Origin of the sequence: Micromonospora sp. WMMD1155 (genome assembly GCF_029581275.1) — a bacterium.
GTDB lineage: Bacteria > Actinomycetota > Actinomycetes > Mycobacteriales > Micromonosporaceae > Micromonospora.
Genome location: NZ_CP120742.1, coordinates 1,648,213 through 1,665,096 on the forward strand (window position 1 = coordinate 1,648,213; position 16,884 = coordinate 1,665,096).

Consider the following 16,884-nt stretch of genomic DNA (forward strand, 5'->3'; position numbering starts at 1 on the left):
TCGACGGACAGCTGCCTGATTCCCTCCCGGCAAGCGGTGAACCCGCTCCCCCGGGTGAGGGACCCGTCAGCCGGACGGGGTGACGAAGCCGGACTCGTAGGCGGCGATCACCGCCTGCGTGCGGTCGCGGGCGCCCAGCTTGGCCAGCACGTTGCCGACGTGCGTCTTGACCGTCTCCACACCGACCACCAGGTGCGCGGCGATCTCCGGGTTGGACCGGCCGGTGGTCATCAAGCGCAGCACCTCGGCCTCCCGTTCGGTGAGCCGGGCGGCGCGCAGTCGGTCGCCGCCCACCGGCCCGTACGCGCCGACCAACTGGCGGATCGCGGCCGGGAAGAGCAGTGACTCCCCCGCCGCGACCACCCGGACGGCCTCCACCACCTCGGGGGGCCGGGCCCGTTTGAGCAGGAAGCCGGAGGCGCCGGCGCGCAGCGCCTCGTAGACGTACTCGTCGTTGGCGAACGTGGTGACGACCAGCACCCGGGGCGGGTCGGCGGAGGTGGCCAGCAGGTGCCGGGTGGCCTGGATGCCGTCGATGCCGGGCATCCGCACGTCCATCAGCACCACGTCGGGCCGGTGCCGGGCCACCAGCGGCGGCACCTCGGCACCGTCGGCGGCTTCGGCGAGGACGCGCAGGTCGGGTTGGGCGTCGATGATGGCCCGCAGCCCGATCCGGATCAGTTCGTCGTCGTCGACGATGAGCACGCCGGTGGTCATCGGGCCTCCTCGTAGGGCAGGCGGGCCCGGATCAGCCACCGGTCGCCGTCCGGTCCCACGGTGATCCGGCCGCCGAGCAGCAGCACCCGCTCCCGCATGCCGTCCAGACCGCGACCGCCGTGGCCCAGCGGGGTCCGACCGGGGCGGCTCATCGCGTTGACCAGCTCCAACTCCAGTGCCTCCGGGTGCAGGTCCAGCCGCAGCGCCACCGGCCCGTCGCCGTAGCGGGCGGCGTTGGTCAGTCCCTCCTGGACGATGCGGTAACCCTCCCGGGAGACCGCCGGAGGGACTCGCGCCGCGTCGCCGACGCGATGCGCGTGCACCACCAGCCCGGCCGCGCGGGCGTCGGTGACCAACCGGTCCAGGTCGGCGAGGGTACGCTGCGGCGCCACCACGGGGCGTCCGTTGCCGGTGTCCCGGAGCAGCCCGAGCACGTGGTCCAGCTCGTCCATGGCGGTCCGCCCGGTCTCCTCGATGGCGGTGAGCGCCCGCCGGACGAACTCCAGGTCGGTGTGCAGGACCTCGCGGGCGGCCCCGGCCTGGAGGGTGGCGACTGTCAACGCGTGGCCGACGGAGTCGTGCAGCTCCCGGGCCAGCCGGTTGCGTTCGGCGAGCCGGACGGCCTCCGCCTCCAGGGCGGCGATCCGCTCCGCCGGGGCCGGCCCGAGCAGCACCGGCGCCATCGAGCCGGCGAGCGCGCCGAGCCCGGCGACCGCGTAGCCGAGGCCGACCAGCAGGACCACCCCGCTGACCGTCAACCAGCCGCCGTCGCGCCCGTCCAGCGGCCCGAACCGTTCCCGGCTGATCAGTTCGGTGCCGATGCCGAACTGCTGGGCGATGAAGGCGAGCGCCATCGGCAGGGCGCTGAACAGCGCGATCATCACCACCGCGCCGACGATGAGATGGGTGGCGATCCAGAGCGCGCTGCGCAGCCGGGTCTCCCGGTCGCCCCGGTGCCCGGGCGCGGGTTCGGGCAGGTCGACGCCGAGCAGGGCTCGTACGGCGGCGATCTCCAGTGCCCGGCTGCCGTCCAGCAGCAGCGGCAGCCCGGCGATCAGCGCCGCGATCACCAGCAGGGCGTAGACCAGTGGGCGGGGGATCGCCGAGTCGGCGAACAGTTGGGCGAAGGTCACCGCGAGCACCCCGTACGGCAGCGCCAGCACCCCGCCGAGCAACAGGAAGACGCCGCGTCGCCAGGTGGTGCCGGCGACCAGCGGGGTCAGCGCCGCTCGGACTGTCACCTCGTCATTCTGCTGCCGAACCGGGCTCGGGCGACTCCCCCGTGCCGGGGAGATCTCAGCGGTGGTCGGCGACGTACTGCTGCGGGTCCTTGTCGCGGAACGGCAGGTTGCGGCCGTTCTTGTGCTCGCCGTAGAAGGTCAGCCAGCGTTGCCCCAGCTCGGCACGGAGTTCGACGCCGGCGTGCCGGCGGAAGTCGGGCAACGCCTCGTCCTCCTCCTCGGCGAGGTGCTCGCTGTTCTCCCGGCGGGCCTTGCCGACCGCCGCCCACCACTCGTCCGAGCCGACCGGGTGCAGCTTCGCCTCGGCGATGGCGTCCCGGATCTTGTTGTGGTCGCCGATCGCGTCGGCGGTCTCGTCCTCGCCGTCGTCGCCGTGCTTGACCAGGTGCGGGTAGAGGATCGCCTCCTCCGCCTCGGCGTGGATGTCCAGGTGCAGGGCGAGGGCGTCCCAGACGGCGAGCATCTCCTGCTCGTCGCGGGCGTCGTCGAGGCGGGCGAAGCCACGCCGGAAGGCGGCGTGGTCGTCCAGGATCAGTGCGGTGATGTCGTCCACGTCGCTCACTCTCCGCTGGGCCGGGCCGGTCGTCGCGTCGAAACTACCGCGATGTCCGGGTTCGCACGCCCGATCCCCGGCAGCGCCGGCCAGAGCTAGGCTCATGATCGTGACCTACCTCGCCGCGGATGACCGCTACGACTCCATGACCTACCGGCGCAGCGGGCGCAGTGGCCTGCGGCTGCCCGCCGTCTCCCTCGGGCTCTGGCACAACTTCGGCCCGGACCGTCCGTTCGAGCGGCAGCGCGACATCGTGCGACGCGCCTTCGACCTGGGTGTGACCCACTTCGACCTGGCCAACAACTACGGTCCGCCGCCCGGTTCGGCGGAGGAGAACTTCGGCCGGATGCTCGCCACCGACCTGAGGGCGTACCGGGACGAGCTGATCATCTCCAGCAAGGCCGGATACCTCATGTGGCCCGGCCCGTACGGCGAGTGGGGTTCGCGCAAGAACCTGATCTCCTCGTTGGACCAGTCGCTGGGCCGGATGGGCTTGGACTACGTCGACATCTTCTACTCGCACCGGTTCGACCCGGACACTCCGCTGGAGGAGACGATGGGCGCGCTCGACGCCATCGTCCGCTCCGGCAAGGCGCTCTACGTCGGCATCTCGAACTACGACTCCGAGCAGACCACGCGGGCCGCCGCGATCCTGCGTGACCTGGGTACGCCGCTGCTGATCAACCAGCCGTCGTACTCGATGCTCAACCGCTGGACCGAGTCCGACGGCCTGCTCGACACGCTGGAGCAGGTCGGCGCGGGTTGCATCGCGTACAGCCCGCTGGCCCAGGGCCTGCTGACCGACCGCTACCTGGGTGGCATCCCGGCCGACTCGCGGGTGCGCACCAGCGTCTTCCTCAACGAGAGCGACCTCAGCGACGAGAAGATGGCCACCATCCGGGGCCTCGGCGCGGTCGCCGAGCGGCGCGGCCAGTCGCTCGCGCAGCTCGCGCTGGCCTGGGCGCTGCGCGACCCACGGATGACCAGCCTGATCATCGGGGCGAGCAGCGTCGAGCAGTTGGAGACGAACATCGCCGCGCTCGACAACCTCGACTTCACCGCCGACGAGTTGGCCGAGATCGAGCAGCACCTGGGCTGAGCACCGCCGGGTTGCGGGCGGCCCGGGTCACCAGATCCGACGCCGCCCGGCCCGGTCACCGCTTCCCGTCGACGGCCCCTGCGGCGCGATCGGCGAGGTAGGCCAGGTAGAGCAGGTAGGGCACGACGAGCAGGGCCAACACCAGTACGGCCGCGATCACCGGAGGGTCGCCGAAGGCGGCGCCGAGCAGGATCGGCAGCGGCGAGGCGACCACCAGCAGGATGCCGGTGCGGCGCAGGGGTTGGGCGACCCGTTGGTGCGCTGCGTGCCAGTGCTTGGCCGAGCGCATGGTCGCCGGGGTTCGTACGCCGGGGCTGCGGTTCCGGTTCACCGTCGGGCGCAGCGCGACCCGGGCGCTGAACGCCACGAGCCAACCGAGGAACGCGTACACCACAGTCACAAAAGCCCCAGGCCACACTCCGGCACCTCCCCGCGCATCGCCGACCGCCAGTCTAGGGGCGGGGAATCCCCGGGGTGGGCGTGGCGTTTCGATACCCGGAACCGCTTGCACCGAGGAGGCAGAGATGAAGGTACGTAGCTCGTTGCGTGCACTGAAGCAGAAGCCGGGTTCGGTGGTGGTCCGCCGTCGCGGCCGGACGGTCGTGGTGAACCGCGCCAACCCGCAGTGGAAGAGCCGCCAGGGCTGACCTCGGCCCGTACCGGACATACAGTCGACAACCGCCCTGACCGGGTCTCCCGGTCAGGGCGTTTCGTCTGTCGGCCCCACCGTCACGAATCGTCAAGAAGCTGCGCGAGTCGACTCTTGTCCGGTTTGCCGCTCGGCGCGAGCGGGGCCCGGTCGATGACCGTGACGGTTCGCGGCACCGCAGCATCGTTCACCTGCGCGGCCACGATCTTGCGTAACACGTCCGGGTCAGGCGTTCTCCCGGCCACCGGCACCACGAAGGCGTGTACGGCCTCGCCGGTCATCTCGTCCGGGCGCCCGACGACGTACGCCTCGCCGACCGCGGCGTCGGCGACGAGCGCCCGTTCCACCGGTCCGGCGTGGACCAGCTGCGCGTTGACGATGATCACGTCCCGAGCGCGCCCGAGCAGCCGCAGGTAACCGTTCGCGTCGAGCTCCCCCAGGTCACGGGTACGCACCCAGCCGTCCACGAACACCTCGGCCGACTCGTCCGGGTCCTGCCAGTACGAGGACGCCTGCCCGGGTGTGCGGGCATAGATCTCACCGTCGCGAATGGAGACGTCGACGGCCGGGCGACCGACCGTGGCGAGCGTGGCGGCGTCTCCCACCATCTCGGCGGGGGTCACCATGGCGATCATCGACGTCTCGGTCTGCCCGTACCCGTGGAAGAGCACCGGACCCAGCAGGTCGAGGGCCTCCGCCAGTCGGCCCGGCGCGAGTGGCGACCCGGAGACCATCAGCGCCCGCAGGTGACGCAGGTCCACCGGGTGGGAACGCTGGTCCCGGATCAGCTGGTGCAACTTGCCGACGGTGATCACGCTCGCCGTGGCCCGGTGTTCGACCAGGGCGTCCGGGAAGACCGGCCGGGGTGCCACGACGAGGGTGCCGCCGGCCGCCAGGGCGACGACGCCGTACTCCAGCATCACCTGACTGGCCAGCGAGCCGAAGACCAGGTAACGCTGCATCCGGGTGGCCAGGTCGGCGACCGCCGGCGGCCACCGGTCCGGGTACGGGGCCCAGGCCGCCGACATGGCCGCGTACGTCTGGACCACACCCTTCGGCGTTCCCGTACTGCCACTGGTCCAGGTGATCCGCGCGGGATCCTCGGCCCGTCCCGCCGCGACGAGTGGCAGCCCGTCGTCGGGATGCCCGGTGAGCGAGGCCAGCCTGGCCGAGTCGACGAGGAGGGAGCCGGACAACTGTGCCGGGCGCAGATCGGCACGCCACCCGGACACCCGCGCCCCGACGGCGAAGGCGGCCATCGTGGCGGCGAAGGCGGCGGCGGTGACCGGCAGATCGAGCGTCACACCCACTCCGGGCCCCGCGCCGGTCGAGCGCAACCCGGCCGCGACGCGCCGGATCAGACCCGCCATCTCCGCAGCGGTGGTGACGACCGGCCCATCCTCGAAGACCGGCCGGTCCCCGCCGGCCGCCAGGAGGTCGAGGACGGGTTGCGGCCAGACGTCACCGGGCATCGGCGAGGACGCCCTTGACGAAGACCTCGAGGGGCTGCCGGTGCACGGTCGGCAGGTCCCAGGTGTTCTCCAGGTTCTCCGCCAGGTGGTGCTCGGCGACGACCTGCCCGTCGCGCAGCACCCGGACGACGGGGTGGAGGTAGCTGGCGTCGTGCGCGGCGTTCGCGTCGTTCTCGGCCGGACGCGGCACGGTGATGTCGAACGGGTCGACCTGGTCGTGGTCGGGGCCGTACTCCAGGGTGACCAGGAACGCGAACAGGTCCGGCTCCGCCTCCCGCAGATACGCGACCGGCACCTCCTCGCGGTAGCGGGCGGAATCGCCCTCGACCGTGATGACATCGCCGAGCACCGAGAACTGTTGCCACAGCGCCGAGGTCACGTTGATCCGGGCGATGATCGAGTCGGCGATCGCCTCCGGCGTCAGGGCGATCCGCCGGGACGGCCAGGGCTGCCCGTGGTGCCGCTCGCGGAGGATGTGGTGCAGGGCGCGGGTGGCGTAGCGGAAGCCGTGAATGAAGCCGTTCGTGGACTTCTTGAAATCACGCTGCTGGCTGAGGGTGCCGGCGAAGTAGAGACCGCTGACGTTCACCGACTCGAAGGCCGGCGTCTGCGCCGGGAACCGGTCCTTGATGACCAGCTCCGGCCGGGCGGACTCGGCGAAGATGGACGCGTCGAAGCGGAATCCGGTGCAGAGGACGACCCGGTCGTACTCCAGCTCGCGCAGATTCTCGACCGTTCGGGCGTACCGGAAGAGCACCCGGAACCCACCGTCCTCCCGCCGGCTGATCTGCTCCACCGTGCCGTCCAGGACGGCGTTCTGCGACTTCAGTTGATACGTGTCCAGGAAGTTGTTGTTCACCGCGCGCAGGTGCCCGACGTAATGAGACTGCCAGGCCAGCTTGATGGAGTGCGGCCCGGCGACGTGAATCGTGGCGGCGGTCTCGACGAGCGCGTCCGCGGTCTCGAAGGCCGAGTTGCCCTTACCGATGATCAGCACACGCTGGTTGACGAAATCGGCGGGGTCGACGCTGACGGTGTCGTAGCGCTCGGCCAGGTCGGCGCCCTCGATCGGCGGCACGTAGAGCTGGGAGACGCCGGTGGCGACGACGACTCTCCGTGCCGCCCAGCTCTGGTCGCCGGCCTGCACGGTGAACACGTCGGCGGTCTTCGACACGGCTGTCACCCGGGTGTCGTAGCGGACGCGCAGACCCCGCGCGAAGTCGGCGAGATAACGCACGAGGTCGTCCGCGGCCGGGAAGTAGCGCGTGCTGTAGTTCTTGAAGAGCAGCGCCGGATCGTCGGTCAGCAGCGAGTTCCAGTCCGACCGTAGGTTGAACTCCGGATCCGTCGACCCGGTCCACACCTTGTTGATCGAGATCAGTTGGCGGTGCCGGGGATAGGTCTCGAAGAACGTGCCCGGCCGCGGGCCGCCCTCCAGCACCACATAGTCGTGACCGTCGCGCTCCAGCAGGGCCGCGAGCTGCAGACCCGCCGGCCCGGCTCCGATGATCAGGCAATCGTGCGTCATGTGGCGCAATGTACTGAGACGATTTCAGAGCGCTCTGAGAACCTGTCTCTAGCATCCGCTTCCATGACGATTGAGGTGGATCTGGCAGCTCCGCTACGCCCCGCCGACCTACGCGCCGCCGGGGGCCCGGTCACTGTGGTGATCGGCGAAGAGGTACGCAACCGAGTGGCGACCGGCCGCACATTCCTCGGCAAGGCACTCGGCGACGACCGAGCGATCTACGGTGCCACCACCGGTTTCGGGGCGCTGGTCGGCTACGCGGGCCGAGCCGACCAGCGCGACCAGGCCGACAACACCCTCGCCCACCTCGGAGCGGGCCAGGGCCCGGACCTCGCCCCGGAGGTCGTACGCGCGACGCTGCTGGTCCGCGCCTGGTCCCTGGCCCGGGGCGCGTCCGGGGTCTCGCCGCACGTGGTCGACGCGCTCGCCGCCATGCTCGGCACGACGTTCACACCGGCCATGCCCAGGTTCGGCTCGGTGGGGGCCAGCGGCGACCTGATCCCGCTCGGCGCCGCCGCTCAGGCGCTGCGCGGTCGCGGGTACGCCTACCTGGACGGCGTCCGGATGCCCGCCGGTGAGGCCCTGACGAAGGCCGGCCTGGAGCCGTTGCCGCTCGATGGTCGCGACGCGCTCGCGCTGGTCAACGGCACGTCGCTCACCACCGCGGCGCTGACCCTCGCCCTGGACCGGGTCCGCACCTCGCACCGCGTGGTGCGGACGCTGAGCTGCCTCCTCGCCGACCTGCTCGGCAGCGACCCGCAGTTCCTCGATCCCGCCCTCCTCGACGCCTACGGTCACCGGGGCGCCGTCGAGGTCGGCGCCGCGATGCGAGCGACAGCCGCCGGTCTGCGGGCGTCCGGCACCAGACCGCTGCAGGAGCCCTACAGCATCCGCTGCGCGCCACAGTTGCTCGGAGCGGCCGAGGACGCCCTGCGCTACGTCGACGGCGTCGTGGCGGCTGACCTGCGCGGGGTGAGCGACAATCCGCTGTTCTTTCCGGACGACGACAAGGTCGTGCACGGCGGCAACTTCTTCGGCCAGCCCGCCGCTTTCGGCTCCGACGTCCTGTCCATGGTGATCGCCCAGGTCGGCAACCTCGCCGAGCGGCAGCTCGACCTGCTGGTGGATCCCGGGCGTAACGGCGGGCTGCCGCCGATGCTCGCGGCGGGGCCGGGTCAGCAGCACGGGTTGCAGGGCGTGCAGCTCGCGTCGACGGCACTCGTCGCCGAGATCAGGCGCGACACCGTGCCCGCGAGCGCGCAGAGCCTCCCCACCAACCTGCACAACCAGGACGTCATCCCGCTCGGCACACAGGCCGCGCTCCGCGCTCTGGACCAGGCGGAACTCCTGCGCCTGATCACCGGGTCACTCGGGCTGGGACTGCGCCAGGCGGTGCACGTGGGGGCACGCCGGCCCACGGCGGTGGGATGCCACCGTGTCCTTCGGGCGTTGGAGGAGGCGATCCCCCCGATCGACCCGGACCGGCCGCTCGACGGTGACGTGCGAACGGCGGCGGCAGTTCTGGAGGAGCTTGAAAATTCTCTGAATTCCCGCTCGTACGGTGAGCGCCGTGACGCTTGATTACCTGATCATCGGAGCCGGTCCGGCCGGCCTTCAGCTCGCCGCCCTGCTCGAGGCCGACGGAAAGCGTGACTATCTGGTGCTGGAGGGCGCCGACGGGCCGGGGGCGTTCTTCGCCACCTATCCGCGGCACCGGCAGCTCATCTCGATCAACAAACCGCACACCGGCACGGACGACCCCGAACTGAATCTGCGGCTCGACTGGAACTCCCTGCTCACCGACGACCCGGCGCTGCTGTTCACGCAGTACACCGAGCGGTACTTCCCGGACGCCGACGTGATGGTGCGCTACCTCGCGGACTTCGCCGCGAAGACCGGCGTCAAGGTCAGTTACGGCACCCGGGTGACCCGGGTGTCCACACACGACGACGTGTTCACCGTCGAGGCCGGCGATCGGCGCTGGGCGGCCCGCGCGGTGATCGTCGCCACCGGCGTCTCGAAGACCTACGCGCCGGACATCCCGGGATTCGAGCTGGCCGAGGGGTACGACGTGATGAGCGTCGAGCCACGTGACTACCTCGACCAGAAGGTGCTGATCATCGGCAAGGGCAACTCCGCCTTCGAGACCGCCGACAACCTCATGGAGACCACGACGCTGATCCACCTCGCGGGGCCCAGCTCGGTCCGGATGGCGTGGCGCACCCATTACGTCGGGCACCTGCGCGCGGTCAACAACAACTTCCTCGACACCTATCAGCTCAAGTCGGCGAACGCGATCCTCGACGGCACGATCAAGAGCATCGAGCGCGACGGTACGGGCTACCGGGTCGCGTTCAGCTTCTCCCGGGCCAACGAGGTCGTGAAGGAACTGCACTACGACCGGGTGCTGGCGTGCACGGGATTCCGATTCGACGACTCGATCTTCGACGCTTCGGCCCGGCCCCGACTGGCCATCTCCGACCGGTTCCCGGCGCAGACCGAGGAATGGGAGTCGGTGAACGTACCGGGGCTGTTCTTCGCCGGCACGATCTCGCAGCAACGCGACTTCAAGAAGTCCACCAGCGGTTTCGTGCACGGCTTCCGCTACGCGGTACGCGCGCTGCACCGGGTCCTCTCCCGCCGGTACGACGCCGAGGACTGGCCGGCCACGCGGCTCGCCGCCGACCCGGCGGCCATGACGGCGGCCGTCATCGAGCGGGTCAACCGCACCTCGGCCCTGTGGCAGCAGTTCGGGTTCCTCGCCGACGTGCTGACCGTCGCCGGGGACGAGGCCCGCTACCACGAGGAGGTGCCGGTGGACTACTTCACGTCGACCGGTCTGCGCACCGCCGAGCACGACTACGACCAGGCGTTCGTGATCACCTTGGAGTACGGCCCCGACCACGACCAGGTCGACCCGTTCGACATCACCGTCACCCGCGTCGCCCAGGACGTGGTCGGGCAGGCGCACGACGCGGCGTACCTGCACCCGGTCGTCCGTCACCACCGCGCGGGCCGAGTGGTCGGCACCCACCACCTCGCCGAGAACCTGGAGAACCGGTGGGACCGACCCGAGGTCCACGTGCGGCCGCTCCAGGAGTTCCTGAGGCGCTGCCTCTCCGGCGCCGAGGGCTGACATGGACCCTGTCCACCAGGACTTCTTCGAGGGCGGCGCCGGGCGGGAACGCACGGTGGCCGCCAACGAACGGGCCTTCGAGCGGCGGTGGATCGTGCCACGAGTGCTGCGGGCGACCGGCGAGCGGGACCTGCGGACCACGGTGGCCGGCACATCGCTGGCCGCCCCGGTCCTGGTCGCTCCGACGGCCTTTCATCGACTCGCGCACCCGGACGGCGAGACGGCCACCGCGCGCGGGGTCGCGGCGACCGGGACCGCGATGGTGGTCAGCATGGCGGCCACCCAGCCGGTCGAGGAGATCGCGGCGGCGGGCGCGACGCTGTGGTTCCAGCTGTATCCGCAACCCGATCTCGCCTTCACGGAGTACGTGGTCAAGCGTGCCGAGTCGGCGGGCTGCCGGGCGCTCGTGGTGACAGTGGACTCCCCGGTGTTCGGGCGGCGCGAGCGTGACGTGCGCAACGGCTTCACCGACCTGCCACCCGGCTACGCCTGTGAGAACATGCGCGACGCGACCGGCCGGGTGCGCTCGATCGCGATGGACGCGACGGCGGGGTGGGATCGGATCTCCTGGCTGCGTGGCGTCACGGGACTACCGATCCTGCTCAAGGGAATCCTGCATCCCGCGGACGCCCGCCTCGCGGTCGAGCACGGCGCCGTCGGCGTGATCGTGTCCAACCACGGTGGGCGACAGCTCGACGGGGCGATCCCCACGCTCGACGCGCTGCCCGGAGTCGTGGCAGCCGTGCGCGGGCAGATCCCGGTGCTGCTCGACGGGGGTGTGCGCGGCGGCACCGACGTGCTGATCGCGCTCGCGCTCGGGGCGCGGGCGGTGCTGGTGGGGCGTCCGGTGGTACGCGGGCTCGCGGCGGGCGGCGCGGCGGGCGTACGGGAAACACTCGAACGACTGACGACGGAGCTGGATCAGGCCCTCGCCCTGGCCGGGGCGCGGCGGCCGGCCGATGTGACGCCCGACCAGGTGGTGAGCCGGTGAAGGCCGTGGTCACCCTCCGGGAGTGGATCTTCGAGCGGGTCAACGGGACCGAGGGCGTTCCCGTCCCCGGGCCGCTGGTGGGGCCGGAGGACTTCGAGCGGGTCTACAGCGACCCGGCCGCCGACGGGCGCAGCCGCGGAGCGGGCCTGTCGGACCTGTTCTGGTACTGGCTCGCGCCCGGTCCGCAGATGCACCAGGAGCACCTGGAGCCCGGCGAGCGGTACCGGACGGTCGCGCGGACGACGCGTCAGGTACTCGCCGTCCCCCACGCGCGCTCCGACGAGCTGGCCACGGCCGCGACCCGGCGGATCCTCGACGCGCTGCCGACCGACCGGATCAGTCACGTGCGGCTACGGGACCTCATGATGCCGATCTGGGCCGAGGTCTCCTACGAGCTGGTGTTCGGCGCGCCCTGCCCGCGCGACGTCCGGGAACTCATCGTGGCGAACGCGGACGACGTGGTCACCGCACTGAAGGGGATGAGTCTGCGGCACATGTCCCGGCGGGACCGCCTGACGCGTTACCTGCTGGACCGGATCGACGCCGGGACGTGCCCGGTCGTGCTGCCACCGCCGTTCACCGCCCTGGAGACCGCCTGGTATCTGCAGGGTGCGTTCTTCAACACGGCGGTAGTGCAGATGTCGGAGGCCATGACGCACATCCTGCTGTGCGCCGGGGCCGTCACGGACACCTCCGACGGCTCTCTCGACCGGCTCATCGACGAGACGCTGCGGGTGTACCCGCTGTTCGGTATCGCGCACCGGATCACCTCCGGACCCATCACCGTCGGCGATCACGTCCTCCCCACCGGATCGGTGCTGCTCTTCAACTATCCGGCCTACCAGCGCACCGGCCCCGCGGCGGACGCCGAGTTCAACCCGGACCGCTGGTCGACGTTGCGTCGGCAGGACGCGCACTTCATCCCGTACGGCGTCACCGCCAACCGGGCCTGTCCGGCGCGTGGCTCGGCCCCCGTCCAACTGCGCGCGGCGACCCGCGAGGTGCTGCGGCGCTTCTCGGTCAGCTCGTCGGTGGCGCACACCCGCTCGCTGCCGAGCCGCGGTCCCGCGTACCTGACGCCCCGGGGCCTCCCCGGTCCCGGCCGCGACCGGCTCGCCCTGATGCGGCAGCGCGACCGGTTCTTCGACGTGGGGCGGTCGGTCAAGCAGCTCGCCTGCGGCACCTGGATGGTCGTCGACGCCCGGCGACAGAAGTTGTGCACCCGATTCTTTGAGGAGGCAGGCCCGTGACCCCCACCGAACTCGCCCCGCGGTTCTTCATCGCGGTCACGGTCATCCTGCTCTTCTGCAAGCTGGTCTCCTGGCTGCTCGGCAGGGCGGGTCAGCCTCCGGTGGTGAGCGAGATGCTCGCCGGGGTGCTGCTCGGCCCGTCGCTGCTGGGCCTGCTGTGGCCGGGCGCGCAGGCCGCGCTGTTCCCCGCGCCGCTGTTGCCGATCCTGTACGTGGTGGGCCAGGTCGGTCTGGTGCTGTTCATGTTCCAGGCCGGGTACGCCTTCACCTCACACCGGGTGACCGGGCTGGCGGGCACGGCGGGAGCGGTGTCGCTGGCGGGCGTCACGGTTCCACTGGTGCTGGGGGTCCTGTTGGTCCTGGGCATGGCGGGGTTCGTCCCGATCCGCGCGGAGGGCGTGTCGCTCGGTGTGTCCGCGGCGTTCGTCGGTGTGGCGCTGGCGATCACGGCCTTCCCCATGCTCGCCCGCATCATCACCGAGCGCGGCCTCGCCGGCACCCGCTTCGGGCTGCTCGCCCTGGCCTCCGGCGCGATCGACGACATGGTCGCGTGGATCATGCTGGCCGTGGTGCTGGCATTCGCCTCGGGCGCGGTCGGCCCGGCCTTGGTCTGCGCGGGTGGCGCGGCGCTGTTCGCGGTGGTGCTGTGGCTGGGTGGGCGGCGGGTGACCGGTTACGTCATGGGGCTCCCGGGCGACCGTGCGCGGCTGCTGGGCACCGTGGCGCTGCTCTTCCTGGTCGCCTGGTACACCGACGAGATCGGGCTCTACGCGGTCTTCGGCGCCTTCGCGGTCGGCGTGGTGATGCCGCACTCCGCCCAGACCGACAAGGTGGTGGACACGTTGACGCCGATCGCCGCGACGGTGTTCCTGCCGCTGTTCTTCACCTACTCCGGGCTGCGTACCGAGTTCGCGCTGCTGGGCAACCCGGCCGTGCTCGGCTTCGCCGCCGCGTGCGTCGCCGTGGCGATCATCGGCAAGTTCGGCGCCTGCTGGGGCGCGGCCCGGTTGATGGGCGAGCCGAACGGTGTCGCGTTGCGCGTCGGGGCCCTCATGAACGCCCGGGGCCTGATGCAATTGATCGCTCTCAACGTGGGGCTGGAGGCGGGCATCGTGAACTCGTCGCTGTTCACGGTGCTGGTGCTCGTCGCGCTCGTCACGACACTCATGACGACACCGCTGCTCGGCTGGATCGAGCGGCGCGAGGCGCGCACTTCTGCCGCCACACCGTCGCTCGTGACCACCGGAAGCCGGTAGATTGTTTGTTTGAGACGACAAGTTTTCCGGAACATAGAGACTTGTCGATGCATCGGTGTCACTATCTAGGCATGACTCGACTCCTGCTCGTCGAGGACGACTCGGAGCTACGCGGCATGGTCGCGGAGACCCTGACCGACGAGGGATACGTCGTCGACCAGGCCCCCGACGGCCAGCGCGGCCTCCACCTGGGGCTCACCCGGCCGTACGACGTGATGGTGATCGACCGCCTGCTCCCCGCCCTCGACGGGCTGGATCTGGTCGTCCGGCTGCGTTCCCGCGCCGTGGTCGCCCGGGCGCTGCTGCTGACCGCGCTCGGCACCGTCCACGACCGGATCGCCGGGCTCGACGCGGGCGCCGACGACTACCTGACGAAACCCTTCGACCTCGACGAGCTGAGCGCCCGCATCCGGGCCCTCTGCCGCCGGACCTCCGAGTCGACCGAGGTGCTGCGGCTCGGCCCGGGCCAGCTCGACCTCTCGGTACGTGACGTCGTCCTGCCCGACGGCACCCGCATCGCCCTGTCCGCCCGCGAGTTCGAGCTGTTGCGGGTGCTGGCGGCCCGGCCGCACACCGTCCACTCCCGGTCCGAGCTGCGCAGCCGGGTCTTCGACGAGGCGGCAGCGGCGTCCCTGGTCGACACGTACGTCTACTACCTGCGGCGCAAACTCGGCCGCTCGGTGATCCGGACCGTGCACGGCCTCGGCTACCGACTGGGAACACTGTGAGCTTCGAGGACACCATGCTGCGCCGGGCCCGGGTGCGGGTCAGCATGCTCGTCGGGCTCACCATCACGGCGCTGCTCGCCCTGGGCGCCGCCATCTCCTACGCCACGCTGCTGCACAGCCAGCACGAACAGATCGAACGAGAGCTCACCTACGGCGCGGTCAACGGCACCATCGACGGGCCGCCGGGGTGCAACTGGATCATCCTGTACGAGGGCGGCACCATCGACTCGGGCCGCAACCCGCCACCTCCGGGCTTCCCACTGCGGTCCGCCATCGACGCGGTGGCCCTCGACCGCCAGGTCCGCAGCGACAAGGTCGACCGCAACGGCACGACCTACTACGTACGCACCCAGCCGCGCGGCACCGGCGTCGTGCAAGCCGTGTTCGACGCGCGCTTCCAGGTCTCCGACCGGCGTCACCTGCTCGCCGCGTTCCTCCTCGCCGCGGTCGTCGGCCTCGCCGCGGCGGCACTCACGGGCATCACCGTGGGCCGCCGGGCGGTGGCGCCGCTCGCCGAGGCGCTCGGCCGGCAACGCCGCTTCGTCGCCGACGCCAGCCACGAACTGCGCACCCCCATCGCCCAGGTCCACACCCGCGCCCAGATCCTGGCCCGCCGCGCCGGTGCCGACCGCGCCGACTACGACCGCCTGATCGAGACCACCGGCCGCCTCGGCGAGATCGTCGACGAACTCCTGCTCTCCGCCCGCCTCGCCGCCACCCCGGCCGAACGGCAACCCTCCGAGCCCGTCAACCTGGCCCGCCTCGCTACCGAGGCCGTCGACTGCGAGGCCGACCGCGCCGCCGAGCAGGGCGTACAGGTGCACCTGACCGTCCCGGACACCCCGGTTCTGGTCCCCGGCGTCGCCTCGGCCCTGCGCCGGGTGGTCGGCGAGCTGCTCGCCAACGCCCTCACCCACACCCCGGCCGGCGGCCGCATCGACGTCGCCCTGCGCGCCTCCCGGCGTAGCGCGGAACTGGTGGTCACGGACAGCGGAGCCGGCTTCGACCCCGCTGACGTGAAACACCTCTTCGACCGCTTCCACCGTGGCGCCGGGGCCAAGGGCCGGCGCTTCGGCCTGGGTCTGGCCCTCCTGCGCGAGGTGGTGACCAGCCACGGCGGGACGATCTCCACCGACAGCCGGCCCGGCGCCGGGGCGACCTTCACCGTCTGCCTGCCGACGATCCCGCCCCGCACATCCGCAGCGGAAACAGGTCAGCGGCCTGGCTTGATGGGCATCAAGCCAGGCCGCTGACCTGTAAAACAAGGGTGGAGCCGAGGGGACTCGAACCCCTGACCCCCACACTGCCAGTGTGGTGCGCTACCAGCTGCGCCACGGCCCCTTGCTGTCGTCCCGGTCGCCCGGGCACTCGGAAACTATACACAGACCGGCCGGCATGGTCATCTCGCGGGGGTCCCCCGCCGATGTCGGGTCAGTTGAGCGCCACGTCCGGCGGGAAGTGCGCGACGGCGGCCATCATCCCGCCCTGCCGGCGCAGGACCATCGGCCACAGGTCGTCGGGCCGGTCGACGAAGGCGTCACCGGGCAGCGCGTCCAGCACGAACCAGGAGCCGTCGGCGATCTCCTGCTCCAACTGGCCGCCGCCCCAGCCCGAGTAGCCGGCGAAGACCCGGATGCCGCCGATGCCCTCCCGCAGCCGCTCCGGGTCGACCGACAGGTCGATCGTGCCGACCGCTCCGGAGACCTGGTGGAAGCCTTTGAGCCGACGCATCGGGTGTCGCATGCGGGCCAGGCAGATGGCCGAGTCGGGCTGCACCGGGCCGCCCTCGAACAGCACCGCCGGGTGGCGGGCCAGGTCACTCCAGTCGCCGAGCACGTCGGCCACCGGCACCTCGGTGGCCCGGTTCAGCACCACGCCGAGCGCGCCGCCCGGCTCATGGGCGACCAGCAGCACCACCGTACGGTCGAAGTTCGGGTCCTTGAGCGCCGGAGTCGCGACCAGCAGCCGCCCGGTCATCGACTCCATGGCTCGTCCGCCGATCGCCTGGCCCTCTCCCTGCATCCCACACACCCGTCAACCGTGAGCCGGCGCCGGGGATCGGTCATCTGCCGGATCCACCCGGTGCGCCGGAATCAGCCGCGCTGTCAACGCCATGCCTGGCACCATAGCCTGCGTCCCCGGTGCTGGCTAAGGTCTGACCGGCAGGTGATCGGACAGTTGAGACGGAGATTCGACACCCCCGGCGACGAACCTCCTGGTGATCGATGCTCTTGGCCACAGTCGGTGGAGAAACGCCCGAAAGG

At 71.2% G+C, this 16,884-nt stretch carries 16 protein-coding genes and 1 tRNA gene; 9 read left to right on the top strand and 8 right to left on the bottom strand.

The window, feature by feature from the left end; all coding sequences use genetic code 11:
• Window positions 1–66: 66 nt before the first annotated feature.
• The 3 genes from O7617_RS07230 to O7617_RS07240 are packed head-to-tail and all read right to left on the bottom strand — an operon-like array spanning window position 67 to window position 2,511.
• Entirely contained in the window at window positions 67–717 is a 651-nt protein-coding gene (locus tag O7617_RS07230; protein ID WP_282262378.1) for a response regulator transcription factor, read from the bottom strand.
• Window positions 714–1,958: a histidine kinase gene (locus tag O7617_RS07235; RefSeq protein WP_282262379.1), complete on the bottom strand. Its 1,245-nt coding sequence runs from the start codon at window positions 1,956–1,958 to the stop codon at window positions 714–716. The genes O7617_RS07230 and O7617_RS07235 overlap by 4 nt, the downstream gene beginning before the upstream one ends.
• Window positions 1,959–2,013: 55 nt before the next feature.
• Window positions 2,014–2,511 carry a hemerythrin domain-containing protein gene (locus O7617_RS07240; protein ID WP_282262380.1) on the bottom strand — a complete coding sequence of 166 codons (498 nt, stop codon included), beginning with the start codon at window positions 2,509–2,511 and terminating at the stop codon, window positions 2,014–2,016.
• A 103-nt stretch (window positions 2,512–2,614) separates the two neighbouring features.
• Here O7617_RS07240 and mgrA point away from each other — a divergent pair, with 103 nt between their 5' ends.
• Window positions 2,615–3,610 (top strand): L-glyceraldehyde 3-phosphate reductase, encoded by a 996-nt coding sequence (gene mgrA / locus O7617_RS07245; RefSeq protein WP_282262381.1) that lies wholly within the window; start codon window positions 2,615–2,617, stop codon window positions 3,608–3,610.
• A 55-nt stretch (window positions 3,611–3,665) separates the two neighbouring features.
• On the opposite strand, the gene O7617_RS07250 is transcribed toward mgrA, so the two are convergent.
• On the bottom strand, window positions 3,666–4,010 hold the full coding sequence (locus tag O7617_RS07250) for an SdpI family protein (protein WP_282262382.1): 345 nt from the start codon (window positions 4,008–4,010) through the stop codon (window positions 3,666–3,668).
• Window positions 4,011–4,134: 124 nt separating this feature from the next.
• On the opposite strand from O7617_RS07250, the gene O7617_RS07255 reads away from it, so the two are divergent.
• Entirely contained in the window at window positions 4,135–4,257 is a 123-nt protein-coding gene (locus O7617_RS07255) for a 50S ribosomal protein L36 (RefSeq protein WP_030331473.1), read from the top strand.
• Between the two features lie 82 nt (window positions 4,258–4,339).
• On the opposite strand, the gene O7617_RS07260 is transcribed toward O7617_RS07255, so the two are convergent.
• A complete protein-coding gene (locus tag O7617_RS07260; RefSeq protein ID WP_282262383.1) occupies window positions 4,340–5,731 on the bottom strand; it encodes a fatty acid--CoA ligase family protein in 1,392 nt (463 codons plus the stop codon).
• Window positions 5,721–7,259, bottom strand: coding sequence for an NAD(P)-binding domain-containing protein (locus O7617_RS07265; protein ID WP_282262384.1), 1,539 nt, complete (start codon window positions 7,257–7,259; stop codon window positions 5,721–5,723). Before O7617_RS07265 ends, O7617_RS07260 begins: the two co-directional genes overlap by 11 nt.
• Window positions 7,260–7,322: 63 nt before the next feature.
• Here O7617_RS07265 and O7617_RS07270 point away from each other — a divergent pair, with 63 nt between their 5' ends.
• The 7 genes from O7617_RS07270 (at window position 7,323) to O7617_RS07300 (ending at window position 15,873) form a co-directional block, all read left to right on the top strand.
• A complete protein-coding gene (locus O7617_RS07270) occupies window positions 7,323–8,840 on the top strand; it encodes an aromatic amino acid ammonia-lyase (RefSeq protein ID WP_282262385.1) in 1,518 nt (505 codons plus the stop codon).
• Window positions 8,830–10,395, top strand: coding sequence for an NAD(P)-binding domain-containing protein (locus O7617_RS07275; protein WP_282262386.1), 1,566 nt, complete (start codon window positions 8,830–8,832; stop codon window positions 10,393–10,395). The genes O7617_RS07270 and O7617_RS07275 overlap by 11 nt, the downstream gene beginning before the upstream one ends.
• Window position 10,396: 1 nt before the next feature.
• Complete coding sequence (locus O7617_RS07280; RefSeq protein ID WP_282262387.1) at window positions 10,397–11,386, top strand: alpha-hydroxy acid oxidase; 990 nt, start codon at window positions 10,397–10,399, stop codon at window positions 11,384–11,386.
• Window positions 11,383–12,636 carry a cytochrome P450 gene (locus tag O7617_RS07285; RefSeq protein ID WP_282262388.1) on the top strand — a complete coding sequence of 418 codons (1,254 nt, stop codon included), beginning with the start codon at window positions 11,383–11,385 and terminating at the stop codon, window positions 12,634–12,636. The genes O7617_RS07280 and O7617_RS07285 overlap by 4 nt, the downstream gene beginning before the upstream one ends.
• The gene (locus tag O7617_RS07290; protein ID WP_282262389.1) at window positions 12,633–13,892 is read left to right on the top strand and encodes a cation:proton antiporter; all 1,260 of its coding nucleotides are present in this window, start codon (window positions 12,633–12,635) and stop codon (window positions 13,890–13,892) included. Before O7617_RS07285 ends, O7617_RS07290 begins: the two co-directional genes overlap by 4 nt.
• 71 nt (window positions 13,893–13,963) lie before the next feature.
• Entirely contained in the window at window positions 13,964–14,620 is a 657-nt protein-coding gene (locus tag O7617_RS07295; RefSeq protein ID WP_282262390.1) for a response regulator transcription factor, read from the top strand.
• Complete coding sequence (locus tag O7617_RS07300) at window positions 14,617–15,873, top strand: HAMP domain-containing sensor histidine kinase (RefSeq protein ID WP_282262391.1); 1,257 nt, start codon at window positions 14,617–14,619, stop codon at window positions 15,871–15,873. The genes O7617_RS07295 and O7617_RS07300 overlap by 4 nt, the downstream gene beginning before the upstream one ends.
• Window positions 15,874–15,888: 15 nt before the next feature.
• Here O7617_RS07300 and O7617_RS07305 read toward each other — a convergent pair.
• Together O7617_RS07305 and O7617_RS07310 are read right to left on the bottom strand one after the other, a co-directional pair.
• A tRNA-Ala gene (locus tag O7617_RS07305) sits at window positions 15,889–15,961 on the bottom strand.
• A gap of 90 nt (window positions 15,962–16,051) precedes the next feature.
• Entirely contained in the window at window positions 16,052–16,642 is a 591-nt protein-coding gene (locus O7617_RS07310; protein ID WP_088986211.1) for a YqgE/AlgH family protein, read from the bottom strand.
• Between the last annotated feature and the right edge of the window lie 242 nt (window positions 16,643–16,884).

Bases quoted from the DNA above. Each gene is read 5' to 3' on its own strand.
- O7617_RS07230 (WP_282262378.1), bottom strand. From the start codon at position 717: ATGACCACCGGCGTGCTCATCGTCGACGACGACGAACTGATCCGGATC.
- mgrA (WP_282262381.1), top strand. From the start codon at position 2,615: ATGATCGTGACCTACCTCGCCGCGGATGACCGCTACGACTCCATGACC.
- O7617_RS07255 (WP_030331473.1), top strand. From the start codon at position 4,135: ATGAAGGTACGTAGCTCGTTGCGTGCACTGAAGCAGAAGCCGGGTTCG.
- O7617_RS07260 (WP_282262383.1), bottom strand. From the start codon at position 5,731: ATGCCCGGTGACGTCTGGCCGCAACCCGTCCTCGACCTCCTGGCGGCC.
- O7617_RS07265 (WP_282262384.1), bottom strand. From the start codon at position 7,259: ATGACGCACGATTGCCTGATCATCGGAGCCGGGCCGGCGGGTCTGCAG.
- O7617_RS07270 (WP_282262385.1), top strand. From the start codon at position 7,323: ATGACGATTGAGGTGGATCTGGCAGCTCCGCTACGCCCCGCCGACCTA.
- O7617_RS07280 (WP_282262387.1), top strand. From the start codon at position 10,397: ATGGACCCTGTCCACCAGGACTTCTTCGAGGGCGGCGCCGGGCGGGAA.
- O7617_RS07295 (WP_282262390.1), top strand. From the start codon at position 13,964: ATGACTCGACTCCTGCTCGTCGAGGACGACTCGGAGCTACGCGGCATG.
- O7617_RS07310 (WP_088986211.1), bottom strand. From the start codon at position 16,642: ATGCAGGGAGAGGGCCAGGCGATCGGCGGACGAGCCATGGAGTCGATG.